This is a genomic window from Kitasatospora sp. NPDC059088 (genome assembly GCF_042738155.1).
Taxonomy (GTDB): domain Bacteria; phylum Actinomycetota; class Actinomycetes; order Streptomycetales; family Streptomycetaceae; genus Kitasatospora.
This window is the reverse complement of the sequence record NZ_JBHYGR010000002.1, coordinates 140,393-166,027: the sequence shown is the minus strand read 5'-3', so window position 1 is coordinate 166,027 and position 25,635 is coordinate 140,393. Positions and strand designations below refer to the sequence as shown.

Genomic DNA, 25,635 nt, shown 5'->3' with positions numbered 1-25,635 from the left:
GCGGTGTGTGGGGGGGGGGGGGGGGGGGGGGGGGGGGGGGGGGGGGGGGGGGTGTTGTGGGGGGGGGGGGGGGGGGGGGGGTGGTGTTTTTTTGGGGGGGGGGGGGGGGGGGGGGGGGGGGGGGGGCCCCCCCCCCCCCCCCCAGCCGCGCAGCACCCCCAGGGCGGCGTCGCGGTAGTGCGGGTCCTCCAGGGCCGTGCGCCACAGGGCGACCAGCAGCGCTCGGACCGGCGCGGGCTCCTCGGGCGCGGGCAGCACGGTGACGCTGCGCACACCTCCCGGCTCGGGTCGCGGGCTCCGGGCGTACCAGTCGAGCAGCAGCGGCCGGCCCACGGCGGTGTCCTCGGTGCGCTGCGCGGCGGTCAGGAAGGCGGCCAGGGCCAGCTGGCGCAGGGCGGCCGGGCCGGAGAGCCAGCGGACCAGGGTGCGCAGGGTCAGCTCGGCCTCGGCGGAGAGCAGCATCAGCTCGGCCGCTTCGAGCAGCCCGAGCGCCTGGTGGCGGTCGGGCTGCTCCGACGGCCGCGCGCCGGGCCGGAACCCGGCGGTCAGCTGGTCGAGCTCGCCGGCGGTCAGCCGCTCGGCGGCCAGGGCGAAGGCCTCCAGGGCCTGGGTCGGCAGCAGCGGGCCGAGCAGGGCGTAGCAGCGGATGGCCGTCCAGCGGCGGCGGGCGTTGTCGTCGCCGGCCCAGCCGCGCAGGATGCGGGGCACGGCCGCGGTGCCCGCGTGGTAGGCGAGGGCGAGGCTGTTGGCGGCCTGGAGGCAGAGCCGGAAGTCCTTGGCGCCGGACCAGGGACCGAGCAGCCCGCTCATGGCGGCGGAGAGGTCGACGGAGGCCAGCAGGGCGGTGGTGGAGGCCACCCGGGTGCGGACCAGGGCGCGGGAGTCGGTGGCCAGGGCGTTCAGCCAGCCGGTGATCGCGGGGCGGGCGGAGGGGTGGCTCGTCCAGACCTCGCGCAGCAGGGTGGGGGAGGTACGGGGGTCCAGGAAGGAGGCCATCCGCTGGGGGACCGGGCCCCAGGGGGTCTGCTCGGACTCCTCGGTGAGCTCGGCCCGGGCGAGGGCCATCCGGTCCTCGACCGAGCTGCCGAACGGCGGGATGCCGTCCGGGCGGCCGGGGGTGCGGATGGTCTCCAGGCGGCGGAACAGCTTGTCGGCGCACTCGGCGGCGAGGGTGTAGGGGGCGTGGTCGAAGACGGCCAGGGAGATCAGGAAGGCCTTGTCGTGGAGGGGGAGTCCGTCGTCCCCGAACCAGCGGCCGACCTTCTCCTGGACCGCGCCCCGACCGAAGTCGGCGAGGTCGGAGGGCCTGCCGGTCGACGGGGAGTAGGCGGCCAGCCTGACGGCGAACTCGGCGATCTCCCGGATCGGCGGGTACTTGGCCAGGAACCCCTCGACGGGGTCCAGGGCGAGCAGCTGCTCGAAGGGGACGCCGTCGTCCCGCAGTGCCCGCAGATGGGCACCGAGGACGAGCCCCGGGTCGGGCGGTGACCAGCCGACCGTGGGGAGTTCGCGGAGCGTGGGGGAGGGGGTGGTGGTGATGACCAGGTAGCCGTCCTGCTTGGCGAGTGCCTCGCGCAGGCGGTGGAGGTCGGATCGGAGCAGTGGGCGGGTGCGGGAGGCCGTGTAGTCGGTGAGCACGTACCCCTCGGCCCGTTCGACGCCGTTGAGCAGGGCGGTGGGACTGACATCCGGGTCCAGGTTTCGAATCCGGTCGATGCCCAGCTCACGCAGCAGCATCAGTGCGGCGGCGCGGCGGCCGGTGTCCGCCCGGCCGGTGAGGACCAGGACCCGTTGCTCGCGGAGGTGCACGAGAGCCTGGTCGAAGGCCGGTCCGGGCCGGAAGACCTCGGCCAGGGCGATGAGTTCATCGGTCGGGACCAGCCCGGAGGCGTGCAGTGCGGCCCCGCCGACCTGGTAGATCGTGGTCTTGTGGCCGGTGACGACGTCGCCGTGGACCTGGCCGCCGGAGACGGTGTGCCGGTCGCCGCCGATGAGGTCGCCGCCGAAGCCGGGGGTGCCGCCGGCGAAGAGGTAGGTGCGGCCGGCGAAGGAGTCCGGGACGTGCTCCAGGAGTTCCTGGACGGCCTCCACGGCGTTCTGCGGGTCCTCGGGCGGGGCTTCCTGGAGGCCGTCCTCCTGGTCCGCGGCCTCCGGCTCGGCGGTGGTGGTCATCGGTCGCCGCCGACGGTGTTGCCGGTGTTGACGTCGCCGTGGACCTGGCCGCCGGAGACGACGTGCTGGTCGCCGCCGATGAGGTTGCCGCCGAAGGTGGGGGTGCCGCCGAGGAACTGGAAGGTGGCGGCGCCCTGGGCGGCCGCCGGTGCCGGGGGCGGGGCCGCTGCCAGGGCCCGGGTGGTGGTCGGGGTGCTCGCCGGGGCGGGTTCCGGGGCGTCGGGGGCGGGTGCGCCGTGCAGCCAGGCCGGGAACTCGCCCTCCTTGCCCTGGACGGTGACCCGGTGGAACGCCTCCGGCGCCAGGCCGCCGTGGCCGTGCCGGACGATGCCCTGGTAGAGCGCGTCGGACACGGCGAGGGCGCAGGGCCCCTCGCGGTGCCGGAGGGCCTCCCGGAGCGGGGTCGAGTCGAGCAGCCGGAAGGCCTGGTTGAGGTCCCAGCCGACGGCGCCGCCGAGGGCTCCGCCGAGTTCCTGGACGGCGACCTCGCCGGAGGCGAGCACGATCCGCAGCCGTACCCGGGCGCCGGCGGCCGCGAGGCGGTTGTTGGCGTGCAGCAGGGTGGGGGTCTCGTTGATCAGCGCGTGCAGCAGCCGGGCCTTGGGGACGGTGGCGTTGATCAGGGCCATCACCGAGTCGCCACGGTCCTCCAGGCGCTGTTCGGCGGGTTCGACCCCGGCGCTGCGCAGCGTCTCGTGCAGGACGGAGTAGAGCATGCGGCGCATGAAGGCCTGCTCGACGTCGTCCCGTCGGCCGAACTGTTCGATGTCCAGCAGCAGGATGGTGTGGTTCACCGGATCGGTCATGGTCGCCTCTCGATTCGTCGTCGGCCTCAGCCTGCCCGTGCCGGGCAGGTCGGCGTGAGCGCCGTTGAGGTACTCGCTCTGTGACGGTGTGCACAGAACTGCTGTGCGGATCAGCGGAGTTGGCCGGGCCTCCGGAGCAGGTCGGGGCGCGCGACGACCAGGGAGCGGCGGCTGGTGACGACGATGCCGCGGTCCCGCAGGGACTTGAGCAGGCGGGCGACGGCCTCGCGGGAGGCGCCGACGGAGCCGGCGAGTTCCTGTTGGCTGAGCGGGACGGAGACGACGATGCCCTCGGCGGTGCGGCGGCCGTGGGTGCGGGCGAGTTCCAGCAGGAGGTCGGCGAGGCGTTCGCTGACGCTGAGCGAGGCGAACTTGAGCCGGTGCCGGTCGGCGGCGCGCAGCCGGTCGGTGGAGAGCGCCAGGAGCTGCATCGCGGCGGCGGGGGTGTTCTGCAGGTAGGTGGTGAAGGCGGCCCGGTCGACGGCGGTGGCGGAGACCTGCTCCAGTGCGGTGACGGTGGCGGCCCGGGGCCGGCCGCTGAGGGCGGCGGACTCGCCGACGATGTCGCCCGGCCCGCGCAGGGCGAGCAGGGCCTCGTAGCCGTTCTCGGCGAGGGCGGTCACCTTGAGCCAGCCGTGCAGGACGAGCAGGACGTGGTCGGAGGGTTCGCCCTCGCGCAGTGCGGTGGAGCGGGCGGGGTAGTCGAGCCGGTGGCCGAGGGCGAGCAGGGCGGTGCGGTCGGCGTGGTCGAGCCGGGCCAGGAAGGGCACGCGGTCGTCCAGGCCGTGCCCGGTCGCGGGACCCGGTCCGCCGGGCGGGGTGTTGGCCATTGCCTGATCAGCCCTCGTCGTCAGTGCCTGGGCGTGGTGCGGCTCCGGGAGGTTGAGCGCGGGCAAACAAGCTACCGGCGAAGCGGCGGCCGCGCCGGTGAATCCGTGAATTGCCCGCCATCCCCCGCACGGGGGAGGGCCGGGAACCGCTCCGCGGAGGGAGGTGCCGAGGGGGCCGGTCGCGGGAGGGTTCTCGGTGTCGGGACGGCGGGGCTTTGCGAAGGGGGCCGGACATGAAGCGGGTGCTGGGCGCGGTGGCGATCACGGCGGCGGTGGTGCTGGGGATGCAGGGGTGCCTGCCGTTCCTGGAGTCGGACGAGCACCGGACGGTGGCGTACGGGGTGGCCGAGCCGGTCGGGGAGCTGGTGGTCGAGGGGGAGAACGGCGGGGTCGTGGTGACCGGCACCGGTGACTCGGTGCACGTCGTCGAGAAGCAGAGCTACCGGGGGTCCGCGCCGAAGAGCACCCACGAGGTGAAGGACGGCGTGCTGCGGCTGGGGTACTCCTGCGACTCCTGCGGGGTCGGGTACGAGGTGCAGGTGCCGGCCGGCACCAAGGTGCGGATCAAGGAGGAGAACGGCGGGGTGCGGTTGACGGGGCTGTCCGCCGAGGTGGAGGCCGCGGTGGAGAACGGCGGGGTCGAGGCCACCGGGCTGACCTCCCCGACGGCGCGCCTGAGCGCGACCAACGGCGGCGTGCGGGCCGACTTCGCGGCGGCGCCGTCGGCGCTGGAGGCCCGGGTCGGCAACGGCGGGGTGCGGCTGCGGGTGCCGTCCGGGGAGGCGTACGCGGTGGACGCGCAGGCGGGGTCGGGCGGGGCGGACGTCGGCGTCCCCTCGCGGCCGGGCGCGGCGCACAGCATCACGGCGCGGGCGGAGACCGGCGGTGTGACGGTCAGCGGTGTCTGACCGGGCGGTGTCCGATCGGGAGGCTCCCGGCCGGGCGGTGCCAGTGGTTCTGCCGGTAGGGCATGATCTTCTCCGCGGGGACGGGGTCCCCGGGTACGGGGGAGGTACGACGGTGGAGCGCGCGGCGCGTGGGCGGAGCCGGACGGCCGGGCTGAGCCCGTACGTGCTGGACACCTTCCTGGCGGTCTGCTCGGCGGCGGTGTCGGTCTGGTCGGTCTACAACGACGACACCGACTGGCCCTGGTGGGTGTACCCGCTGGCGGTGTCCACCGCGCTGTTCCTGCCCTGGCGGCGCAAGGTCTCGCTGCTGGGCCTGATCGCGGGCGCCGTGCCCTCGCTGGCGCTGTCGGTGGTGGCGCACTCGGCGAACCCGCAGGTACCGCTGTACGCGGTGATCGGGATGTACACCATCGCGGAGCGCTTCCCCGACCGGCAGCGCTGGCCGGTGCTGGCGGTCGTGGTGGTCGCCAATGTGATCGGCACCCATTCGCCGAACGGCGCGCTGTTCAGCGTGCTGACCTCGGGCGGTTCCTTCGTCTTCGGCGCCCTGGTGCGCACCCAGCGGGAGCTGGCCCGGATGCAGGCCGAGCGGGCGCGGGAGGCGGGGGTGCGGGCGGCCAGCGAGGCGGCCCGGGCGGTCGCCGAGGAGCGGGCCCGGATCGCCCGGGAGATGCACGACATCCTGGCGCACGCGGTGTCGTTGATGGTCATCCAGGCCGAGGCCGGGCCGCTGGTGGTGCGCGACAACCCGGACCGGGCGATCCGCGCCTTCGACACCATCGCCGACGCGGGCCGCGACGCGATGGTGCAACTGCGGCGGGTGCTCGGCGTGTTGAAGGACCCGGAGGCGGAGCGGGAGCTGGCGCCGCAGCCCCGGCTGGCCGAACTCGCCGACGTGGCCGAGCGGGTGCGCGGGACGGGCCTGCGGGTGGACCTCGAACTCGCGGACGGGCTGGGCGGGTTGCCCGCCGACGTGGAGGCGGCCGCGTACCGGATCGTGCAGGAGGCGCTGACCAACACGGTCAAGCACTCCGGGGCGGACCGGGTGGCGATCCGGGTGGGCCGGGCCGACGGGGTGCTGGAGGTGGTGGTCTCCGACAACGGTCGCGGGATGCCGCCGTCCGCCGACCGTACGGTGGCCGGCTGGTCCGGCGGGCGCGGGCTGGTCGGCATCCGCGAGCGGGCCGCGGCCTGCGGCGGCCGGGCCGAGGCCGGTCCGGGGCCGGAGGGCAGGGGTTTCCTGGTGAGTGTCCGGCTGCCGCTGGGGCCGACGGGCGTGGTGGAGAGGGTGGGCGGATGACGCCGATACGGGTGGTGGTCGCGGACGACCAGGAGCTGGTGCGGGCCGGGTTCGGGATGATCCTGGACGCCCAGCCGGACATCGAGGTGGTCGCCGAGGCCTGCGACGGCGCCGAGGCGGTCGAGGCGGTGCGCGCGCACAACCCGGACGTGCTGCTGCTGGACGTCCGGATGCCGGTGATGGACGGCCTGGAGGCGGCCCGCCGGGTGTGCGAGGAGTTCCCGGCCACCAAGGTGATCATGCTGACCACCTTCGACATCGACGACTACGTCTTCGACGCGCTGTACGCGGGCGCCAGCGGCTTCCTGTTGAAGGACGTCCGCCGGGACGACCTGGCGCACGGGGTGCGCATGGTGGCCTCGGGCGAGGCGCTGCTCGCGCCCTCGGTGACCAAGCGGCTGATCGGCGAGTTCGCGGCCCGCCGCCCGGGCGGCCGGGAGCGGGCGGTGCGGCCGCCGTCCAAGCTGCTGGAGCAGCTGACCCTGCGCGAGCAGGAGACGCTGCAGCTGATCGCGCGTGGGCTGTCCAACGCGGAGATCGCGGCCGAGTTGGTGGTCAGCGAGCACACCGTGAAGACCCACGTCAGCAATGTGCTGAGCAAGCTCGGACTGCGCGACCGGGTGCACGCGGTGGTGTTCGCGTACGAGGCCGGGGCGGTGGTGGCGGGGGAGTCCTGAGGGGACTCCCCCTTGCGGGGGAGGGGCCGGTTTCGCCGGTACGGGCGATCCGCGACGAGGGGTCGGGCCGGGAGGCTCTGCGGTGTCGGAACGGACCACGGACACCGCAGGAGATCGTCAGATGAACGCCATCCGGAACACCCGCCTCACCGCCTACGCCGCCGTCGGCGCCCCCGCCCTGATGGCCCTGTACGGCGGCATCCGCCTGGTGCCCGGCTCCCGCGAGCCGGGCCTCGGCTGGACGCTCGGCCACACCGCGATGTTCGCCGGGCTGCTGCTGTTCGCCCCGGTCTTCCTCGCGCTGCGCCGACTGCTCGCCCCGCGCGGCACCACCGCCGGGCGGCTGGCCGCGAACGCCGCGCTGGGGACGGCGTTCGCGGGCCTGGCGGCCTCGCTGGCGCAGATCGGGATCGACCTGTGCGTCGGCCTGGCCGCGGCGGACAAGGCCGAGCAGTCGAGGCTGTTCGACCGGGTGCAGTCCGTCCCCGGGGTGCTCCCCGCCGTCTACCAGGTCGGCCCGCTGCTGTTCTACGTCGGCCTGCTGGCCCTGCTGGTCGCCGCCTCGGTCGGCGCGGCCCGGACGCTGCGCTGGTGGAGCCCGGTGCTGATGCTGGTCGGCACCGTCGCCTCGGCGGCCGACCTGGCCTTCATCCCGCTGGCCGCCGCCTGCTACCTGGTGGCGCTGTCCCCGCTGGTGCGGACCGGTACCGCTCCCGCCCTGGCGCTGGCCTGACCGTCCGGTGGCGCGTCGGCCCGTCGGCCCGTCGGCCCGTCGGCTCGTCGGCTCGTCAGCTCATGCGGAAGACCGGTCCGCGCGGGGTGAACGGCAGTCCGGCTCCGCGCGGGACGAGGAAGGCGTGCTCCCGGCGCAGCCGCAGCACGTCGCACATGCCGTCGGTGATCACCAGGACCGGCGCCCCGGGCGGGAAGTCCTCGGCCCGCTCCAGCAGGTCGATGCCCGGCTGGAGGACGGTGCCGCCGCGCCCGTGCACCCGCAGCCGCCCGGCGATCTCCTCGACCGGGAGGTACCCGGCGTCGTGCGGGGCGGCGTCGCAGTGCACCACCCGGGCGGCCGGGACGTCCCGGGCGGCGGCGTAGGAGGCGATCGCGCCGAGGGCCTTGCCGAGCAGTGTCCGGTCCATCGAGCCGGAGGTGTCCAGGACCACCCCGAAGGTGCAGCGCGGCACCTCCTCCTCGGGGTGGTAGCGGCCGGCCCGGGGGATGTCCGGGGTGGCGGACTGCCGGCGGGCCGGGCGGGAGTAGCTGCGCACCGGCTCCGGGCGCGGCACGAACTCGTCGAACCAGCGCGCCAGTCGCGCGTCCCAGGGGAGCGGCGGGTGGGCGAGCGCGCGGATCTCCTCGACCAACCCGGCCGGGAGCAGCCCGCGTTCACGGCCGTGCAGCTCGAAGCCCTGCTGGAGGCCGCGCCGGTAGAAGTCGTCCAGGTCGACGTAGTCCCGCGGCGGCCCCAGCGGCTCGCCGAGGATGTCCGGGCGGTTCTTCCCGGCGAGGGTGGCGAGCCGGCGGATCCGGCGCTGGTCGCGGGCGATCCGGTCGTACACCTCCTCGGCCGACAGGCCCTTCACCTGCGGGTCGTGCAGCAGCCCGTCGGGCATCTCGCCGACGTTCATCTCCAGCAGCCAGCCGTTGATGACGTAGTCGGCGGCGACGTTGAACAGGAACGGGTCCCGCCCGCCGCGGCGCTCGCCGTGCCGCAGGGCGGCGTGCAGGATCTCGTGGCCGAGGATGAACCGCCACTCCTCGTCGGAGTGGTGGCGCAGCGGGTTCACGTAGATCTCGGCGGCCTCGGCGTTGACGGCGGCGACGGCGATGCCGTGCGCCCGGGCGAGTTCGGCGTCGGCGACGACGGTGAGGCCGGCCGCGATGCCGCCGAGCAGCGGGTACGAGGAGACGAACCAGTTGAGCGCCCGGTTCCAGGGCCGTTCGGGCAGGCGCTCGCCGGTCTCGGCGTCGATCCGGCCGCCGGCCCGGTCCATCGCGGCGGACATGGTGCGGGTGAGGGCGGCCGCGAAGGCCGCCGGCCAGTCCTCGCGGGCCCGGCCGTGCCCGCGCCACTCGACCAGCAGCTGGTCGCAGTCGGCGGTGCCGGCCGTCCCGGCGGTGCCGGGCAGGGGCAGGCCGTCGCGGCGCCAGCGCTCGGCCAGCTCCTCCTCGTCCCCGCCCGGGTACTCCTGCGGGAGGGTGACCGGGGCGCGGCCGACCGGGAAGGTGGCGAGGAAGCGGTTGACCACGGCGCAGCGGGCGGCGACCTGGTACGGGTCGGGCTGGGTGCGGGTGCCGCGGTCGCCCGGGAGGTGGCCGAAGCCGAGGTGCAGCAGGCCGTGCGCCAGCACCCAGGCCCACTCCTCGGGTTCGGCCCGGCGGCGCGGGTTGACGTGCAGGGTGCCGTCGGAGTCGGCCACCGCCCAGCCGTCGGGCGGGGCCGTGGTGCACTCCTCGGAGCGGCAGACGTCGGCCCGCAGGGCGGCGAGGGCCGGGTTGCCGCGCAGCAGCCGGACGCCCTCCTCGAAGGCCACGGTGCCCGGGTCGGGCTTCTTCGCGGCGGCCTTGGCCGGCCGCTTCACCGGCGGGCCTCGACCAGTCGGGGCATGTCCCGGGCGGCCTCGATCAGGAACCAGGAGGGCAGCACCGGGTTGCCGTCCGCGCCGTCCGCGATCACCGTCTGGGCGACCTCCACCGAGATCTCGGCCAGCTGCACCAGCAGCGACTTGGCCCGGAAGGCGGTCTGCCGCTGCGCCCCGGAGGCGTGCTCCTTGCTGGCGGGCAGTTCCTTGACCAGCCGGCCGCGGAAGGCGTCGGCCAGGTAGTAGAGCAGGTCGCGGTCCTCCAGCCGGTGCGGCCAGCGGGCGTCGCCCTTGAGGATCGCCTCCAGGCCGTAGGAGTTGCGGACGATCTTCGCGTAGCCGCAGAAGGCGATCGCGTGCTGCGGGGTGAGCAGCCCGTACGTGACCACCTTGAGGGTCTCCTCGTCCAGGGTGGGGCCGAAGGAGTTCAGCGCGTCGGAGAGCATGTGCCAGGCGCGCGGGGTGGAGAACGGCTCCTCGGCCTTGGGCGGGGCGGACCACAGGTGGTCCGGCCGGTCGGTGAGGTGGTCGAGGATCCAGGGGTGGATCCCGGCGCCGGCCGCCCAGCGCAGCCAGTCCTCGGCGCTGGCCCGCAGGTGGACGTGGACCATGCGGTTGACCAGCGCGGAGGCCATCGGGCGGGCGAGCGCTCCGTCGGTGGCGCGGTTCCCGGCGCCGATCACGATGGAGCCGGGCGGCAGCTCGTAGGAGCCGATCCGGCGGTCCAGGATCAGCGAGTAGAAGGCCTTCTGGACGTCCGGCGAGGCCGCGTTGAGCTCGTCCAGGAACAGGCAGTACGGCTCGTCGCGGGCGATCTGCTCGGGCGGGCAGAACCGGGAGCGGCCCTCGGGGGTGAGCTGCGGGACGCCGATCAGGTCCTCCGGGGCGAGCTGGGTGCCGACCAGGCTCACGCACTCCAGACCGAGCGACTCGGCGAACGCCCTGACCAGGGAGGACTTCCCGATCCCGGGGGCGCCCCAGAGGAACACCGGGCGGACGGTGGCCAGGCCGAGCAACAGCTCGGGGATCTGGGCGGGCGAGACGCTGACTGCTCCCTGCACGGGGCTCCTTCACGGCAACGGTGGGTGACCGGCCCAGTGTGCGGCGGGAGTTGACGGGGCGCATCCGGATTTTCGGTGGCCGCCGCGCCCGGCCGCCCGTACCGTCCGGGGCATGAACGCGAAGCGCCCCCTGATCGCCGTGCTCACCGGCGCGGGCATCTCGACCGACTCCGGCATCCCCGACTACCGCGGCCCGCAGGGGCTGTGGCGCAAGGACCCGTCGGCCGAGGAACTGGTCACCATCGGCCCGTACCGGGACGACACGAAGGTGCGCGCGCGGGCCTGGCGGATGCGGCTGGAGACGGCCGGGCTGGCCGCCGAGCCGAACGCCGGGCACCGGGCGCTGGTCGACCTGGAGCGCTCCGGGCTGCCGCTGCGGGTGCTCACCCAGAACATCGACGGGCTGCACCAGCGGGCCGGCCTGACCGCCCGCAAGGTGCTCGAACTGCACGGCAACGTCCGGGAGACCCAGTGCCTGAGCTGCCGGGTGGTCGGGTCGATGGCGCAGGCGCTGGCCCGGGTCGAGGCGGGGGAGCCGGACCCGGCCTGCCGGGAGTGCGGCGGCATCCTCAAGCCGCGGATCGTGATGTTCGGCGAGAACCTGGACCAGGAGGTGCTCGGTCAGGCCGACTCCGTCGCCCGGGCCTGCGAGGTCTTCGTCGCGGTCGGCACCAGCCTCCAGGTGTTCCCGGTCGCCGGGCTGCCGTACAACGCGGTGCGGAGCGGCGCGAAGCTGATCATCGTGAACGCCGAGGAGACCCCGTACGACGCGGCCGCGGCCGAGGTGATCCGGGAGCCGATCTCCCGGGCGCTGCCGAGGCTGGTGCGCCGGCTGGTGCTGGAGGGGGCGTAAGGACCCTTTACGGACGTACCGCACGCATACGATGATCTTCCCGGCTTCCCCTCACGGCCTGGAGTGATCGAGCGATGACGACGACGGCGAAGTTCGACCCCTGGTCGGCGGAGTTCGTGGCCCACCCGTACGACGCGTACGCCGAACTGCGCGAGCACGCGCCGGTGACGTACCACGAGCCGACGAACCAGTGGCTGGTCTCCCGCCACGAGGACGTCAGCGCCCTGCTGCGCGACCGGCGGCTCGGCCGCACCTACACCCACCGGTTCAGCCACCAGGAGTTCGGCCGCCCCGAACCCGACCCGGCGCACGAGCCCTTCCACACCCTCAACGACCACGGGCTGCTCGACCTGGAGGCCCCCGACCACACCCGGATCCGCCGGCTGGTCTCCAAGGCCTTCACCCCGCGCATGGTCGAAGGGCTGCGGCCGACCGTCCGGCGGCTGGCCGGGGAACTCGTCGACGACCTGCTCGCGGCCGGCGGCGGCGACCTGATCTCCGCCGTCGCCGAGCCGCTGCCGGTCGCCGTGATCGCCGAGATGCTCGGCGTGCCGGAGGGCGACCGGCACCTGCTGCGCCCCTGGTCCGCCGACATCACCGGGATGTTCGAGCTCAACCCGAGCGAGGAGGCCGCCCGCCGGGCCGTCACCGCCAGCACCGAGTTCTCCGACTACCTGCGCGCCCTGATCCGCGAGCGCCGGGGGAACCCGGGCACCGACCTGATCAGCGCGCTGATCCAGGCCCAGGAGGGCTCCGACGCGCTCAGCGAGCAGGAGATGGTCTCCACCTGCGTGCTGCTGCTCAACGCCGGCCACGAGGCGACCGTCAACACCACCGGCAACGGCTGGTGGGCGCTGTTCCGCCACCCCGGCGAACTCGCCCGGCTGCGCGGCTCGGTGGACGCCCTGCTGCCCACCGCCGTCGAGGAACTGATGCGCTGGGACACCCCGCTGCAGATGTTCGAGCGCTGGGTGCTGGAGGACATCGAGGTCCGCGGGGTCACCGTGCCGCGCGGCGCCGAGATCGCCCTGCTCTTCGGCTCCGCCAACCGCGACCCGGAGCGCTTCGCCGACCCCGACCGCCTCGACCTCGGCCGCACCGACAACCCGCACGTCACCTTCGGCGCCGGAATCCATTTCTGTCTGGGCGCCCCCCTTGCCAGACTGGAGCTCACCGAGTCCTACGGCACGCTGCTGCGCCGGGCCCCGGGCCTGCGGCTGGTCCGCGAGCCCGAGTGGAACCCCGGCTACGTGATCCGCGGGCTCAAGGAGCTGTTGGTCGACGTGTGACGGGAAGCGGGGGAGAAGGCCGTGGGCAAGGCGACGGGGGCACTGCTGGGGCTGGCGATCGGCGACGCGATGGGCCGGCTGACCGAGTTCCAGGACGTCGAGCGGATCGCCGCCGACCACCCGGACTGGCGGCGACTCCCGCTGCCGCGGAAGGCGTTGGTCACCGACGACACCCAGATGACGCTCGCCCTCGCCCGCGGCCTGCGCACCGCTCTGGCCCGCGGGCCCCTGACGCCGCTGCGGCTGGCGCGCCCGGTCCGCGAGGAGTTCGTCGACTGGTGGCGCTCCCCGTCGAACAACCGCGCCCCCGGCATGACCTGCCTGCGCGCCTGCGAGCGGCTCAGCCACGACGAGTACCGCTGGCAGCAGGCCAGCGACGTGGGCTCCAAGGGCTGCGGCGCCAACATGCGGGTCGCCCCGCTCGGCCTGATCCGCGACCTGGACGCCCGGCAGCTCTCCGGCGCCGCCCAACTCCAGTCCGCGCTCACCCACGGCCACCCGACCGCGCTCGCCGCCAGCGACCTCACCGCCTACGCCGTGCGCAAGCTCGCCGAGGGCGTCCCGCCCGCCGGACTGCCCGCCGTGCTGCGGGCGTACGCGCTGGCCGGCCGCGAGCGCTACGACGAGTTCTGGCTCGGCGACCTCGCCGACCACTGGTACGGCGCCTCCCCGCAGGCCGTCATCGCCCGCGGCTGGGACGACTGCCTCACGGTCCTCGACCAGCTGGACGCCGCCCTCGCCGCCCCCGACGTCGAGGCCGACCCCTGCCTGGCCACCGGCGAGGGCTGGGTCGCCGAGGAGGCCTTCGGCACCGGCCTGCTCTGCTTCCTGCTGCTGCCCGACGACCCGGTGGCCGCCGTCCGCCGGGCCGCCTACTCCAGCGGCGACTCCGACTCGCTCGCCTGCCTGACCGGTGCCTTCGCCGGCGCCCACCACGGCGAGGCGGTCTGGCCCGCGGAGTGGGTCGAGCGGATCGAGCACCGGGACGAACTGCTGGAGTTCGGCGCGCTCTGGGACTGAGCCGGAACCGGGCGGAGGGGTGCCGCGTCGAAGGGCCATGACGAACAGCAGCAGCGGAACCCGTCGTCGCCCGCCCCGCCGCCCCGCGGCACTGCTCCTCGCCGCCGCGCTCGCCGCACCGCTGGTCAGCGGCTGCGGCAGCACCGGCCCCGGCACCGCCGCCACCGGGGAGCAGCGGGCCTCCGCGCCGGCCACCCGGCCTGCCGTCGACCAGGCCTCGGTGGCCGCCACCGCCAAGGCCACCGACGCCTTCGGCCTGGACCTCCTGCACACCCTCACCGCGAAGCCGGACACCGCCGGGCAGAACCTGGTGGTCTCGCCGTCCGGGCTGTCCACCGTGCTCGCCATGCTGCTGCCCGGCGCGCGCGGTGCCACCGCCGAGGAACTCGCCAAGGCCCTGCACACCGACCTCGACCCGAAGCAGTACGCCCTCGCCGTCGGCGCCCTCGACCGGCCCGTCCCGGCCACCGACGGACTCACCCTGCGCCGCAGCGACCAGGTCTGGACCCAGCAGGGCTTCGCGGTGAAGCCCGACTACCTGGCCACGCTCGCCACCGCCTTCGACGCCGGGGTGCGCACCACCGACTTCGGCAAGGACCCGAACGGCTCCCGCGAGGCCGTCAACTCCGCCGTGGAGAAGGCCACCGAGGGGCAGATCAAGGACCTCTTCGCACCGAACACGATCAACGCCGACACCCGGCTGGTCCTCACCGACGCGCTCTACCTCAAGGCGAAGTGGGCCTCGGCGTTCAAGCCCGGGCAGACCGCGGACCGCCCGTTCCACAAGCTCGACGGATCCGCCCCGGCCGTCCCGTCGATGAGCCAGGCCGGTGAGTTCAAGTACGCGGACGGCTCCGGCGGGATCGTCGGCGAGCCCTGGCAGGCCGTGGAACTCCCGTACCAGGGCGGCGGTCTGGCGATGGACCTGATCGTCCCCGCGCAGGGCGGTTTCGCCGCCTTCGCCAAGGGGCTGGACCAGCCCCAGCTCGACCGGATCCTCGGCGCCCTCGCCGAACGGCCGGTCGACCTCCAGCTGCCGCGCTTCCACTTCGACACCTCGAACGAGCTGAGCCCCGCGCTGCGCTCGCTCGGCGTCCACTCGGTCTTCGACCGGGCCGACCTCGGCGGCATCGCCGACCAGCCGCCGCTCGCCGTCAGCACGGTGGTGCAGAAGGCCACCGTCCAGGTCGACGAGGAGGGGACGGTCGCGGCGGCCGGCAGCGGCGTCGGGATCGGCGTCGCGGCGGCGCCCGCCCCGGACCGGCCCGTCCAGCTGCACATCGACCGGCCGTTCCTGTTCCTGATCCGGGACACCGCCACCGGGCGGCCGCTGTTCCTCGGCCAGGTCGCCGACCCCGGGGCGAGCTGAGGAGCGTCCGGCTACCAGGCGGGGTAGCGCCCGCCGAGCGCCGGGTGGCCCGGGTCGCGGCTGCCGAACAGCACCAGCAGGTCGTCCGCGACCGTCAGCAGTTCGGCCCGCCCCTCGACCGCCCCGACCCAGTCGGCGGGCAGCGCCGAGGCGCCGTACGCGGCCCCGACCAGGTTGCCGCAGACCGCGCCGGTGGAGTCGCTGTCCCCGGAGTGGTTCACCGACAGCAGCAGCGCGGTGCGCACCGGATCGGGGTCGAGGGTGGCCGCCAGCAGCGAGTGCACCGCGATGGCCAGGCACTCCTCGGCGATCCAGCCGAGCCCGACCCGCTCCACGGTGTCCGCCGAGGGCTCGGCCTCCTGGGCCAGCCGGACCGCCCGGGCCAGCGCCTGCACGGTCTCCTTGGACTTCGGCAGCTCGCGGATCTGCTCCACCGTCTCGCCGACCGCCGCCCACGGCTCCGTCCCGGCCGCCAACCGCTCGACCAGCGCCGCGAAGGCGCCCGCGGCGAGGTAGCCGGTCGGGTGCCCGTGGGTGAGCTGGGCGCACTGCACGGCCAGCCCGAAGGACTGCTCCGCCCCGAGCCGGGCCAGCCCGAACGGCGCCGCGCGCATCACCGAACCGCAGCCCTTGGAGCCGGGGTTGATCGGCCCCGGGCTCCCGATCGGGGCCGGCGCCTCGAACACCGGGTGCTCGGACACCCCGCTCAGGCAGGCGTTGCCCGGCGCCCGCCGCGCGTACAGGAACGGCCGGCCGAGCAGCCAGCCGTCGTACGGGCGCGGCTGCGGCTCGGTGTCCGGGGCGCCCTGGTACTGGGTCCGCAGCCAGCGCCGGTACGCGCCGTGCACCGCCTCCGGCACCGAGCCGCCGCCGCCGGACCAGCCGCGGACGAAGCCGCGGATCAGGCCCTCCGCGGTGAACAGCGTCATCTGGGTGTCGTCGGTGACCTCCACCGACCCGGCGCTCCCGGACGGCAGCGCGGTCACGCCCTGCGGACCGAACCGCTCGCGGATCTGGTGGAGCTGCTGGAACTCCACCGGCCAGCCCAGGGCGTCGCCGATCGCGCCGCCGAGCAGCGCGCCGCGCACCCGGTCCCGGTATCCGGACTCCGCTGTCGACTCCGTCACGTCGGATCCCCCTTCGTTCGTGGCGGGTCGTTTCTATCAGGCGGGCGGCCGGTTGTGGATCTCGCCCCGCCCGTGCAGGGCGGCGCGGTCGGCCGCGGCCCGCCCGGCCGCCCAGCCCTCGCCGTCGCTGACCCGGACCCGCTGGGAGACCAGCTTCGGGAACAGCCGGCCGACCTCGTCGTCCACCGCCGCCGAGCGGGCGGCCAGCGCGGGCAGCAGCCGCTCGTCGGGCAGCAGCTGCTCCTCGGTGCCGTCCTCGCGCAGGTGGCGGCCGGCCGCGGCGGCGCTGGTGGCCCGCTCGGTGGCGGCGGTCAGCCGCTCGCGGATCCGGGCCGCGTACGCCACCAGGAAGGACTGCCGGAACGCCTTGCTGCGCGAGTCCTTGCCGGACCCGGCCTTGTTGAGCGCGTGGGTGGCCTGCACCAGCAGCGAGGTGTAGAGCAGTTCGACGCCGTCCAGGTCCCCGTCGAAGCCGATCACGGTGCAGAAGCCGAACTCCTTGGCCCACACCACCCGGCACCGGTTGGCCGCCGCGACCGCGTCCAGCAGCATCGTCTTGGGCCCCTCGTACGGGTTGTCCACGCCGATCCGCAGCGCCGCCGGGGTGTTCCGGTCGGCCCCGGCGGCGGCCAGCAGCGCGTCGTCGATGCTGTGCTGGGCCATCAGCTGCTGGGCCTTGGCGGTCAGCGCCTCGGCCTCCTCCGGGAACTCGGTGGACTCGGCCTTGGCCAGCAGGGCCCGGATCCGGGCCAGCATCCGCGGCTCCCCGGCCGGCGACCCGGGATGCTGCGGCCCGGCCGGGCGCCGCACCGGCCCCTGCTGCCCGGGGGCGGGGCCGACCGGGGCGATCGGGGGCAGCCGGCCCCAGCTGCGCAGCAGCTCCAACAGGGCGGTGGCGAGCGCGAAGCGGTCCAGCCGGTGGCGGTGGGCGAAGGCGCCGAGGTACTGCTCGTCGGCGGGCCACCAGACCTCGGCCTCCAGCTCGCGCAGCTGCTCCTGCCAGCGCCGGTCCAGGGCGGCGGCGGGGCGGCGGCGGGCCTCGGCGGCGATCAGGTCCACCGCGAGGGCCAGGTGGACGGGCTTGAGCCCGCGCCGTACGACCCGCACCAGGTCGGCCGGGCGCCAGCCGGCGGACCAGCAGCGGCCCACCGCGGTGTCCGCGTACCCGAGCACCGACCGGCTGACCGCCGGCCACTGCCCGGCCGAGGCGGCCAGCAGCGAGGCCCCGGTGTCCAGGGCGAGGTCCAGCCCCTCGTCGGGGGCGGTGAGCACCGAGCGCACCGCCTGCTCCAGCAGCGGCCCGGCGTTCCCGTCGCCCTGCTGCGCGCGCTTGCCCACGGTGTGTCCCTGCTCTCCTCGACGGCCCCGCCCCTCCGGCCCATGATGCCGGAGCGGCCGGGCCGACCTAGCTACCGTTCGATGGCCTTGGCCATGATCTCCGGCACACGCTCCAGCAGCCGGGGGGCCGCCAGCCGGATGCCGAGGGTGGCGACCAGGGCGCCGTAGGCCGGGCCGAGCAGCAGCAGCGGCCAGCTCGGCCCGTCCGAGAGCAGCGCCCAGAGCAGGTAGCCGCCGACCGGCAGGGAGAGCACCGCGACGCCGAGCATCGAGCCGAACTGGTTGAGCAGGATCAGCCCGCCCTGCCCGGGGGCGGCGTTGCGCATCGGGTTGCTGTCGGCGGGCATGGTGTACGGCGCGAGCACGCTGAACACCGAGCCGAGCGCGATGCCGCCGCCGAGCACCGCCAGCGCGAGGCCGAGGGCGGACGGCAGCCCGCTCCAGTCGCCGGTGACGGCGGCCAGCACCAGCCCGAGCACCACGGTGACCGGCAGGGCGTACGACAGCACCGCGTACGCCCGGCCGCGCAGCTCGTCCCGGGCGTCGGCCGGGGTGCGCAGGGTGGCGGCGACCATCCAGAACGCCGAGCCGTCCATGCCGAACAGGTTGAGCATCTGCAGCCCGAGGAAGGTCCCGGTCATCGCCAGCAGGTAGACGCTCGACCAGCCCTGCACCACCGACAGCAGGCAGATCACCAGCGTCATCCCGACGCTGGTGAACAGCGCGGCCTTGGCCCGCGGCTCGCGCCAGGCGTACCGCAGGTGGCGCTGCATCACCGCGCCGGTGCGGCCCTCCGGCAGGAAGCGCCAGCCGCGGGCGCTCTGCACCCCGCGGGCCACCTCCAGGGTGGAGGAGTCGGCGGTGACCATCAGCTCCTGGAGGCTGCCCCGCCACCAGCGCAGCAGCAGGACGAGCAGCGCACCGGCCGCGGCGAGCTGGAGCAGCGCCGCCCCGTACTCGCCCGCGCCGACGCTGCGGGGGGCGTCCACGGCGCTGACCGGCGGGATCCAGCGCAGCACCGCGGCGATCGGCCTGAGCGGGCCGAGGTCGATGTCCTGGCCGTGCTGCCGGCCGAAGATGCTCTGCGAGCCGACGTTGGCGCCCTGGACGAGCAGGGCGAAGGCCAGCCCGCCGAAGATCGCGAAGTCCTTGCCGCGCCGGCTGGAGAGCATCCGGGCGTTCCCGGCCGCGACCGCCCGGGACAGCGTGACCAGGCAGAGCAGGGCGAGCGGCACGGCGACCACCGCGGTGGCGGCCGCGGCGCCGCCGGTGGCGCCGGACAGCACCGCGCCGGTCACCAGCACCAGGCTGATCAGCGGGCCGGGCCCGATCAGCGAGGCCAGCAGCGAACCGCGCAGCAGTGGGCCGGGCCGCAGCGGCAGCATGGTGAGCCGGGTCGGGTCGGCGCTCTCGTCGCTGGAGAACAGGAACAGCGGCAGCGCGGCCCAGCCCAGGGTGAGCACGCCGGCCAGCATCACCCCGGTGTTGCCGGAGCCCTCGTAGCGACCGTTGAGCATCGCCATGCCGAAGGCGATCAGGCCCGCGAAGCCCAGGCCGAGGACGCCGCCGAGGACGTACACGGCCGCCCGGCCCCGGCTGCGGCGCAGCCCGTTGCGCAGCAGCCGCAGCTTGAGCGCGACCAGGCCGCGGACCACCGTCCGGTCGTCGGGCACGGCGGTGACGGGCGCGGTGGCGGCGGTCACCGGGTGTCCCCGGTGCGTCCGCCGCCGAGCCAGCCGAGGGCCTGGCCGTCGTCCTCGCGGACGCCGATCAGCTCCAGGAAGGCCGCGTGCAGGCTGCGTCCGCCGCGGACGGCGTCCAGCGGGCCCTGGGCGATCACCCGGCCCGCGTTGACCACGGCGACCCAGTCGCAGAGCTGCTCGACCAGCTCCATCACGTGGCTGGAGAAGACCACGGTGGAGCCGGCCGCCGCGTACCGCTTGAGCACGCCGCGGATGGTCTGGGCGGAGACCGGGTCGACGCCCTCGAAGGGCTCGTCCAGGAACAGCACGTCGGGGTTGTGCAGCAGCGCGGCGGCCAGCCCGATCTTCTTGCGCATGCCGGTGGAGTAGTCGGCGACCAGCTTGTCGGCGTCCCGGCCGAGGTCCAGGACGGCCAGCAGTTCCTCGGCGCGGCGGTCCACCTCGGCGCCGGGCAGGCCGCGCAGCCGGCCGGTGTACTGGAGCAGTTCGCGCCCGCTGAGCCGCTCGAACATCCGCAGGCCCTCGGGCAGGATGCCGATCCGGGCCTTGACCGTGACCGGGTCGGCCCAGACGTCGGTGCCGTGCACCAGCACGGTGCCCTGGTCGGGCCGGAGCAGGCCGGTGGCCATGGACAGCGTGGTGGTCTTGCCGGCGCCGTTCGGCCCGACCAGGCCGATGAACGACCCGGCCGGGAGCTCCAGGCTGAGCCCGGCGACGGCGGCCTGGGTGCCGAAGTGCTTCCACAGCCCCTGGATGCTGACGGCGGACGGGGTGCCCGGTCCGAGCCGGCCGGCGGCGGTCGGTTCGGAGGGCGACGGTTCTGACGCCTGCATGGCGGCCTTCTGTCTCTGGTCGTGGGTGGACGCGCGGTGGCGGGGCGCTCCGGAGCCAGCCTGGCACCGGCCCGACGGGCTGTCGCCCGCTTTGAGCATCCCCTGAGCCTGTCCGCCGAACGGGTGAGGCGCGCCGCCCGGCGACGGTCTCCGGGAGCTGCCGGTCCGATTCGGCAACTACTCAGTTCCCCGGTTCGTCCTGCACTATGAGGACCAGTGAGCGCGCGGGGGTGCCGCGGCGCCCGGGAGGTGGCGGATGTCCGTTCAACCGTGGGGCGAGTCCCGCCCCACCGACCGGTACGGCCGGAATGCGGCCGGCTGGCAGGCCGCGCCGACCCCGCAGTCGGTGATGCGGGCCAGCCACGCCGACCGGGACCGGACGGTGGACGTGTTGAAGGCCGGGTTCGCCGAGGGGCGGCTGTCCGTCGAGGAGTACGGGCAGCGCCACGAGGCGGCGGCACGGGCGGTGACCTACGGCGAGCTGGCCGCGTTGGTGGCCGACCTGCCGTCCGGGCCGATGGCGGCGCCGTTGCAGGCCGCGCAGCCCGTCCCGGCGACCTTCCTGGTGCCGCCGCCGGTGCCGCAGGCCCGGCCCACCAGCGTGCTGGCGGTGGTCTCCCTGGTGTGCGGCCTGACCGGCTTCCTGGCGCTGCCGGTGGTGCCTGCGGTGATCACCGGCCACCTCGCCCGCCGGCAGATCCGCGAGCGCAACATGGACGGGGACTGGGCGGCGGTGCTGGGCCTGGTGCTCGGCTACCTGGGCGGCGCCTTCTGGCTGCTGGTGATCATGTTGGGCATCGCCTCCTAGGTCGCCTAGGCCGCCCCGGCGGCCCCGGCTGCCCCGCTGGCGGGTGCCCGCCGACTGTGGTAGAGCGGGTGGAGGGCGGCCCGACACCGGCCGGTCGCGTACGGGACACCGGGGCGACACCCGGCCGAAGGCCGCGACCTGCGGCGTTGCATTTGTTTTGACCGAGCCCCATGCGCTAGGTACGCTCTGACCTTGTGCCTGGGGTGTCCCCGGGTCCTTGTGCGTGCATGCACACCGGTCGCCGCGCCGAGCCGGAGCGCCTCAAAGCGCGCCGCGCGTAGAGCGCCGTCGCTGTACATCAGCCATGGGATTCCGTGTCGGAAAAAGCCCAACACACCCGACCGCGTGGGTCGACCACGGGGTTGTGTGCAAGGGAGACACCGCAGGTTAGTTCCACCAAGCCTTGGCACACAGAAAACGGAGAAACGGTGCCTACGATCCAGCAGCTGGTCCGAAAGGGCCGGCAGGACAAGGTCGAGAAGAACAAGACTCCCGCGCTGAAGGGCTCCCCGCAGCGCCGTGGGGTCTGCACGCGTGTGTACACGACCACCCCGAAGAAGCCGAACTCGGCGCTTCGTAAGGTCGCCCGTGTGCGCCTCACCAGCGGGATCGAGGTCACCGCTTACATCCCGGGCGAGGGCCACAACCTGCAGGAGCACTCCATCGTGCTGGTGCGCGGTGGTCGTGTGAAGGACCTTCCTGGTGTCCGCTACAAGATCATCCGCGGTTCGCTCGACACCCAGGGTGTCAAGAACCGCAAGCAGGCTCGCAGCCGCTACGGCGCCAAGAAGGAGAAGTAAGAATGCCTCGTAAGGGCCCCGCCCCGAAGCGCCCGGTCATCATCGACCCGGTCTACGGCTCCCCTGTCGTCACCCAGCTGGTCAACAAGATCCTGCTGCACGGCAAGCGCTCCACCGCCGAGCGGATCGTCTACGGCGCCCTCGAGGGCGTCCGTGAGAAGACCGGCTCGGACCCGGTCGTCGCGCTGAAGCGTGCGCTGGAGAACGTCAAGCCGGCCCTCGAGGTCAAGTCCCGCCGTGTCGGTGGCGCGACCTACCAGGTTCCGGTCGAGGTCCGTCCGGGCCGCGCCAGCACCCTGGCGCTGCGCTGGATGGTCGGTTACTCCCGCGCCCGTCGCGAGAAGACCATGACCGAGCGCCTGATGAACGAGATCCTCGACGCCAGCAACGGCCTGGGCGCTTCCGTGAAGCGTCGCGAGGACACCCACAAGATGGCCGAGTCCAACAAGGCCTTCGCGCACTACCGCTGGTAGTCCGTACCCCGTCACTAGACAGAGAGAGAACGAGCCACCATGGCTGCAACCTCCCTTGACCTCGCCAAGGTCCGCAACATCGGGATCATGGCGCACATCGACGCGGGCAAGACCACCACCACCGAGCGGATCCTGTTCTACACCGGCGTGTCGTACAAGATCGGTGAGGTCCACGATGGCGCTGCCACCATGGACTGGATGGAGCAGGAGCAGGAGCGCGGCATCACGATCACGTCGGCCGCGACGACCTGTCACTGGACCGTCGACGATGCCGACCACACCATCAACATCATCGACACCCCGGGTCACGTCGACTTCACCGTCGAGGTGGAGCGTTCGCTGCGCGTCCTCGACGGTGCCGTGACGGTGTTCGACGGTGTCGCCGGTGTCGAGCCCCAGTCCGAGACCGTGTGGCGGCAGGCTGACCGCTACGGCGTCCCGCGCATCTGCTTCATCAACAAGCTGGACCGCACGGGCGCGAACTTCTTCTTCTGCGTCGACACCATCGTGGAGCGCCTCGGCGCCACCCCGCTGGTGATGCAGCTCCCGATCGGTGCCGAGGCGGACTTCCAGGGCGTTGTCGACCTGGTCCGCATGAAGGCGCTGATCTGGTCGGCCGAGGCCGCCAAGGGCGAGATGTACGACATCGTCGACATCCCGGCCGAGCTGCAGGAGCAGGCGGACGAGTACCGCGAGACGCTGATCGACACCGTCTCCAACGTCAGCGACGAGATCATGGAGCTCGCCCTGGAGGGCGAGGAGATCCCGGTCGAGCTGCTGCAGGACGCGATCCGCAAGGGCACCCTGAACTCGGACTTCACCCCGATCTTCTGCGGTACCGCCTTCAAGAACAAGGGCGTTCAGCCCCTGCTCGACGCGGTCGTCAAGTACCTGCCGTCCCCGCTGGACATCGAGTCCGTCGAGGGCACGAAGCCGAACGACCCGGAGACCAAGATCTCCCGCAAGGCTTCGGACGACGAGCCGCTGGCCGCGCTGGCGTTCAAGATCATGTCCGACCCGCACCTGGGCAAGCTCACCTTCGTCCGGATCTACTCCGGCCGCCTGGAGTCCGGCACCTCGGTGCTGAACGCCGTCAAGGGCAAGAAGGAGCGCATCGGCAAGATCTACCGCATGCACGCGAACAAGCGTGAGGAGATCGAGTCGGTGGGCGCCGGCGACATCGTCGCCGTCATGGGCCTCAAGCAGACCACCACCGGTGAGACGCTGTCCGACGAGAAGAGCCCGGTCATCCTGGAGTCCATGGACTTCCCGGCCCCGGTCATCCGCGTCGCGATCGAGCCCAAGTCCAAGGGTGACCAGGAGAAGCTGGGTGTCGCCATCCAGCGTCTCGCCGAGGAGGACCCGTCCTTCCAGGTCAACACGGACGAGGAGACCGGCCAGACCATCATCGCGGGTATGGGCGAGCTGCACCTCGAGGTGCTGGTCGACCGTATGAAGCGTGAGTTCAAGGTCGAGGCCAACGTCGGCAAGCCGCAGGTCGCGTACCGCGAGACGATCCGTCAGGCCGTCGAGCGCATCGACTACACCCACAAGAAGCAGACCGGTGGTTCCGGTCAGTTCGCCAAGGTGCAGATCGCGATCGAGCCGCTCGAGCAGGCCGAGGGCTACGAGTTCGTCAACAAGGTCACCGGTGGCCGCGTCCCGCGGGAGTACATCCCGTCGGTCGACGCCGGTTGCCAGGAGGCCATGGAGTTCGGCATCCTCGCCGGCTACCCGCTCCAGGGTGTCCGCGTGAGCCTGCTCGACGGCCAGTCGCACGACGTCGACTCCTCCGAGCTCGCGTTCAAGATCGCCGGTTCGATGGCCTTCAAGGAAGGCGCGAGGAAGGCCAAGCCGGTCCTCCTCGAGCCGATGATGGCCGTCGAGGTCACCACGCCCGAGGACTACATGGGCGACGTGATCGGCGACATCAACTCTCGCCGTGGCCAGATCCGGTCCATGGACGAGCGTCACGGTGCCCGCGTCGTCTCGGCGCTGGTGCCCCTCTCCGAGATGTTCGGCTACGTCGGTGACCTGCGCAGCAAGACCTCTGGTCGCGCGAGCTACTCGATGCAGTTCGACTCGTACGCCGAGGTCCCCAAGGCCGTGGCTGAGGAGATCATCGCCAAGTCCAAGGGCGAGTGACCTCCCGATATTCGGGATGATTCACACCCCTTAGGCTCTTAGGAGGCGACCTGGGAGGATCCGTCCGGATCCTCCCAGGGCCTCCGGCCCCCAACCACGGGGCGGCGAGAGGTGCTTCGGGCACCCAGGCCGGGCCCGTATCAAAGACCAACTGACGTCAGCACGGCGTACAGGAACTGTCCTCAGGAGGACTCAGTGGCCAAGGCGAAGTTCGAGCGGACGAAGCCCCACGTCAACATCGGCACCATCGGTCACATCGACCACGGCAAGACCACGCTGACCGCGGCCATCACCAAGGTGCTGCACGACGCGTACCCGGAGATCAACCCCTTCACGCCGTTCGACCAGATCGACAAGGCCCCGGAGGAGCGTCAGCGCGGTATCACCATCTCGATCGCGCACGTCGAGTACCAGACCGAGGCGCGCCACTACGCCCACGTCGACTGCCCGGGTCACGCGGACTACATCAAGAACATGATCACCGGTGCCGCCCAGATGGACGGCGCCATCCTGGTGGTCGCCGCCACCGACGGCCCGATGCCGCAGACCAAGGAGCACGTCCTCCTGGCCCGCCAGGTCGGCGTCCCGTACATCGTCGTCGCCCTGAACAAGGCCGACATGGTGGACGACGAGGAGATCCTGGAGCTCGTCGAGCTCGAGGTCCGCGAGCTGCTCTCCGAGTACGAGTTCCCGGGCGACGACCTGCCGGTCGTCCGCGTCTCCGCGCTGAAGGCCCTCGAGGGCGACGCCGAGTGGGGCCAGAAGCTCCTCGGCCTCATGCACGCGGTCGACGAGAGCATCCCGACCCCGGCCCGCGCCGTGGACCAGCCGTTCCTGATGCCGATCGAGGACGTCTTCACGATCACCGGTCGTGGCACCGTCGTCACCGGTCGTATCGAGCGTGGCATCCTCAAGGTCAACGAGACTGTCGACATCATCGGCATCAAGGAGACCAAGACCACCACCACGGTCACCGGCATCGAGATGTTCCGCAAGCTGCTCGACGAGGGCCAGGCCGGTGAGAACGTCGGTCTGCTGCTCCGTGGCATCAAGCGCGAGGACGTCGAGCGCGGCCAGGTCATCATCAAGCCGGGTTCGGTCACGCCGCACACCGACTTCGAGGCCCAGTCCTACATCCTGTCGAAGGACGAGGGTGGCCGCCACACCCCGTTCTTCAACAACTACCGCCCGCAGTTCTACTTCCGTACCACGGACGTGACCGGCGTCGTGACCCTCCCCGAGGGCACCGAGATGGTCATGCCGGGCGACAACACCGCCATGACCGTCGCGCTGATCCAGCCGATCGCCATGGAGGAGGGCCTCAAGTTCGCCATCCGTGAGGGTGGCCGCACCGTCGGCGCCGGCCAGGTCACCAAGATCATCAAGTAATTGGTGCTCTGACCTGCCTGCCCCGTCAGGCTCGTCCGAAGGGCCCCCCCCCCCGCCCCGGGCGGGGGGGCCGTCCGGGGCGAAACCCCCCCCCACCCGGGCGCCCCACCACACACCGGCCCCCACAGGCCCCCAGGTATTGGGGGGGC

At 73.4% G+C, this 25,635-nt stretch carries 22 protein-coding genes; 13 read left to right on the top strand and 9 right to left on the bottom strand.

Translation table 11 applies throughout. The features are described from left to right. From ACFWXO_RS01700 to ACFWXO_RS01690, 3 genes are all read right to left on the bottom strand, one after another. A partial coding sequence (locus ACFWXO_RS01700) for a hypothetical protein (RefSeq protein WP_380521285.1) occupies positions 1 to 2,172 on the bottom strand: 2,172 nt, incomplete at its 3' end. Further along, on the bottom strand, positions 2,169 to 2,978 hold the full coding sequence (locus tag ACFWXO_RS01695) for a hypothetical protein (RefSeq protein ID WP_380521283.1): 810 nt from the start codon (positions 2,976 to 2,978) through the stop codon (positions 2,169 to 2,171). The genes ACFWXO_RS01695 and ACFWXO_RS01700, both read right to left, overlap by 4 nt. A gap of 110 nt (positions 2,979 to 3,088) precedes the next feature. Beyond that, complete coding sequence (locus tag ACFWXO_RS01690; protein WP_380521281.1) at positions 3,089 to 3,808, bottom strand: Crp/Fnr family transcriptional regulator; 720 nt, start codon at positions 3,806 to 3,808, stop codon at positions 3,089 to 3,091. Between the two features lie 233 nt (positions 3,809 to 4,041). Here ACFWXO_RS01690 and ACFWXO_RS01685 point away from each other — a divergent pair, with 233 nt between their 5' ends. From ACFWXO_RS01685 to ACFWXO_RS01670, 4 genes are all read left to right on the top strand, one after another. Next, on the top strand, positions 4,042 to 4,716 hold the full coding sequence (locus ACFWXO_RS01685) for a DUF4097 family beta strand repeat-containing protein (RefSeq protein WP_380521278.1): 675 nt from the start codon (positions 4,042 to 4,044) through the stop codon (positions 4,714 to 4,716). A 112-nt stretch (positions 4,717 to 4,828) separates the two neighbouring features. Further along, a complete protein-coding gene (locus tag ACFWXO_RS01680) occupies positions 4,829 to 6,016 on the top strand; it encodes a sensor histidine kinase (RefSeq protein ID WP_380521276.1) in 1,188 nt (395 codons plus the stop codon). Next, positions 6,013 to 6,693 carry a response regulator gene (locus ACFWXO_RS01675; protein WP_380521274.1) on the top strand — a complete coding sequence of 227 codons (681 nt, stop codon included), beginning with the start codon at positions 6,013 to 6,015 and terminating at the stop codon, positions 6,691 to 6,693. The genes ACFWXO_RS01680 and ACFWXO_RS01675 overlap by 4 nt, the downstream gene beginning before the upstream one ends. Before the next feature lie 121 nt (positions 6,694 to 6,814). Next, entirely contained in the window at positions 6,815 to 7,426 is a 612-nt protein-coding gene (locus tag ACFWXO_RS01670) for a hypothetical protein (protein ID WP_380521272.1), read from the top strand. A 55-nt stretch (positions 7,427 to 7,481) separates the two neighbouring features. On the opposite strand, the gene ACFWXO_RS01665 is transcribed toward ACFWXO_RS01670, so the two are convergent. Next, positions 7,482 to 9,278, bottom strand: coding sequence for a hypothetical protein (locus ACFWXO_RS01665; RefSeq protein ID WP_375882029.1), 1,797 nt, complete (start codon positions 9,276 to 9,278; stop codon positions 7,482 to 7,484). Further along, positions 9,275 to 10,339, bottom strand: a complete 1,065-nt coding sequence (locus tag ACFWXO_RS01660) for an ATP-binding protein (RefSeq protein WP_380521269.1) — start codon at positions 10,337 to 10,339, stop codon at positions 9,275 to 9,277. Before ACFWXO_RS01660 ends, ACFWXO_RS01665 begins: the two co-directional genes overlap by 4 nt. A 112-nt stretch (positions 10,340 to 10,451) precedes the next feature. Here ACFWXO_RS01660 and ACFWXO_RS01655 point away from each other — a divergent pair, with 112 nt between their 5' ends. From ACFWXO_RS01655 to ACFWXO_RS01640, 4 genes are all read left to right on the top strand, one after another. After that, positions 10,452 to 11,192: an NAD-dependent deacetylase gene (locus ACFWXO_RS01655; RefSeq protein ID WP_380521267.1), complete on the top strand. Its 741-nt coding sequence runs from the start codon at positions 10,452 to 10,454 to the stop codon at positions 11,190 to 11,192. 74 nt (positions 11,193 to 11,266) lie between these two features. Continuing rightward, positions 11,267 to 12,481, top strand: a complete 1,215-nt coding sequence (locus ACFWXO_RS01650) for a cytochrome P450 (RefSeq protein WP_375882036.1) — start codon at positions 11,267 to 11,269, stop codon at positions 12,479 to 12,481. 21 nt (positions 12,482 to 12,502) lie between these two features. Further along, positions 12,503 to 13,501 carry an ADP-ribosylglycohydrolase family protein gene (locus tag ACFWXO_RS01645; protein ID WP_380521265.1) on the top strand — a complete coding sequence of 333 codons (999 nt, stop codon included), beginning with the start codon at positions 12,503 to 12,505 and terminating at the stop codon, positions 13,499 to 13,501. A gap of 37 nt (positions 13,502 to 13,538) precedes the next feature. Then, a complete protein-coding gene (locus ACFWXO_RS01640; protein WP_380521263.1) occupies positions 13,539 to 14,870 on the top strand; it encodes a serpin family protein in 1,332 nt (443 codons plus the stop codon). Positions 14,871 to 14,881: 11 nt separating this feature from the next. On the opposite strand, the gene ACFWXO_RS01635 is transcribed toward ACFWXO_RS01640, so the two are convergent. From ACFWXO_RS01635 to ACFWXO_RS01620, 4 genes are all read right to left on the bottom strand, one after another. Beyond that, positions 14,882 to 15,997, bottom strand: coding sequence for an ADP-ribosylglycohydrolase family protein (locus ACFWXO_RS01635; RefSeq protein ID WP_380521261.1), 1,116 nt, complete (start codon positions 15,995 to 15,997; stop codon positions 14,882 to 14,884). 36 nt (positions 15,998 to 16,033) lie between these two features. Continuing rightward, positions 16,034 to 17,335 (bottom strand): DUF2786 domain-containing protein, encoded by a 1,302-nt coding sequence (locus tag ACFWXO_RS01630; RefSeq protein WP_380521259.1) that lies wholly within the window; start codon positions 17,333 to 17,335, stop codon positions 16,034 to 16,036. Between the two features lie 71 nt (positions 17,336 to 17,406). After that, positions 17,407 to 19,038 carry a transporter gene (locus ACFWXO_RS01625; RefSeq protein ID WP_380521257.1) on the bottom strand — a complete coding sequence of 544 codons (1,632 nt, stop codon included), beginning with the start codon at positions 19,036 to 19,038 and terminating at the stop codon, positions 17,407 to 17,409. Further along, positions 19,035 to 19,871 carry an ABC transporter ATP-binding protein gene (locus tag ACFWXO_RS01620; protein ID WP_380521256.1) on the bottom strand — a complete coding sequence of 279 codons (837 nt, stop codon included), beginning with the start codon at positions 19,869 to 19,871 and terminating at the stop codon, positions 19,035 to 19,037. Before ACFWXO_RS01620 ends, ACFWXO_RS01625 begins: the two co-directional genes overlap by 4 nt. A gap of 256 nt (positions 19,872 to 20,127) precedes the next feature. Here ACFWXO_RS01620 and ACFWXO_RS01615 point away from each other — a divergent pair, with 256 nt between their 5' ends. The 5 genes from ACFWXO_RS01615 to tuf all read left to right on the top strand — a co-directional run bounded on the left by ACFWXO_RS01615 (position 20,128) and on the right by tuf (position 25,486). Then, the gene (locus ACFWXO_RS01615) at positions 20,128 to 20,679 is read left to right on the top strand and encodes a DUF1707 and DUF4190 domain-containing protein (protein WP_380521254.1); all 552 of its coding nucleotides are present in this window, start codon (positions 20,128 to 20,130) and stop codon (positions 20,677 to 20,679) included. A 428-nt stretch (positions 20,680 to 21,107) separates the two neighbouring features. Continuing rightward, a complete protein-coding gene (gene rpsL / locus ACFWXO_RS01610) occupies positions 21,108 to 21,479 on the top strand; it encodes a 30S ribosomal protein S12 (RefSeq protein WP_014144289.1) in 372 nt (123 codons plus the stop codon). Between the two features lie 2 nt (positions 21,480 to 21,481). Next, positions 21,482 to 21,952, top strand: a complete 471-nt coding sequence (rpsG, locus tag ACFWXO_RS01605) for a 30S ribosomal protein S7 (RefSeq protein ID WP_148644378.1) — start codon at positions 21,482 to 21,484, stop codon at positions 21,950 to 21,952. A 39-nt stretch (positions 21,953 to 21,991) separates the two neighbouring features. Further along, a complete protein-coding gene (gene fusA / locus ACFWXO_RS01600; protein ID WP_380521252.1) occupies positions 21,992 to 24,097 on the top strand; it encodes an elongation factor G in 2,106 nt (701 codons plus the stop codon). Positions 24,098 to 24,292: 195 nt separating this feature from the next. Continuing rightward, positions 24,293 to 25,486, top strand: a complete 1,194-nt coding sequence (tuf, locus tag ACFWXO_RS01595) for an elongation factor Tu (RefSeq protein WP_375882058.1) — start codon at positions 24,293 to 24,295, stop codon at positions 25,484 to 25,486. The last annotated feature ends 149 nt before the right edge of the window (positions 25,487 to 25,635 follow it).

Bases quoted from the DNA above. Each gene is read 5' to 3' on its own strand.
- ACFWXO_RS01695 (WP_380521283.1), bottom strand. From the start codon at position 2,978: ATGACCGATCCGGTGAACCACACCATCCTGCTGCTGGACATCGAACAG.
- ACFWXO_RS01690 (WP_380521281.1), bottom strand. From the start codon at position 3,808: ATGGCCAACACCCCGCCCGGCGGACCGGGTCCCGCGACCGGGCACGGC.
- ACFWXO_RS01685 (WP_380521278.1), top strand. From the start codon at position 4,042: ATGAAGCGGGTGCTGGGCGCGGTGGCGATCACGGCGGCGGTGGTGCTG.
- ACFWXO_RS01675 (WP_380521274.1), top strand. From the start codon at position 6,013: ATGACGCCGATACGGGTGGTGGTCGCGGACGACCAGGAGCTGGTGCGG.
- ACFWXO_RS01670 (WP_380521272.1), top strand. From the start codon at position 6,815: ATGAACGCCATCCGGAACACCCGCCTCACCGCCTACGCCGCCGTCGGC.
- ACFWXO_RS01655 (WP_380521267.1), top strand. From the start codon at position 10,452: ATGAACGCGAAGCGCCCCCTGATCGCCGTGCTCACCGGCGCGGGCATC.
- ACFWXO_RS01650 (WP_375882036.1), top strand. From the start codon at position 11,267: ATGACGACGACGGCGAAGTTCGACCCCTGGTCGGCGGAGTTCGTGGCC.
- ACFWXO_RS01640 (WP_380521263.1), top strand. From the start codon at position 13,539: ATGACGAACAGCAGCAGCGGAACCCGTCGTCGCCCGCCCCGCCGCCCC.
- ACFWXO_RS01620 (WP_380521256.1), bottom strand. From the start codon at position 19,871: ATGCAGGCGTCAGAACCGTCGCCCTCCGAACCGACCGCCGCCGGCCGG.
- ACFWXO_RS01615 (WP_380521254.1), top strand. From the start codon at position 20,128: ATGTCCGTTCAACCGTGGGGCGAGTCCCGCCCCACCGACCGGTACGGC.
- rpsG (WP_148644378.1), top strand. From the start codon at position 21,482: ATGCCTCGTAAGGGCCCCGCCCCGAAGCGCCCGGTCATCATCGACCCG.
- fusA (WP_380521252.1), top strand. From the start codon at position 21,992: ATGGCTGCAACCTCCCTTGACCTCGCCAAGGTCCGCAACATCGGGATC.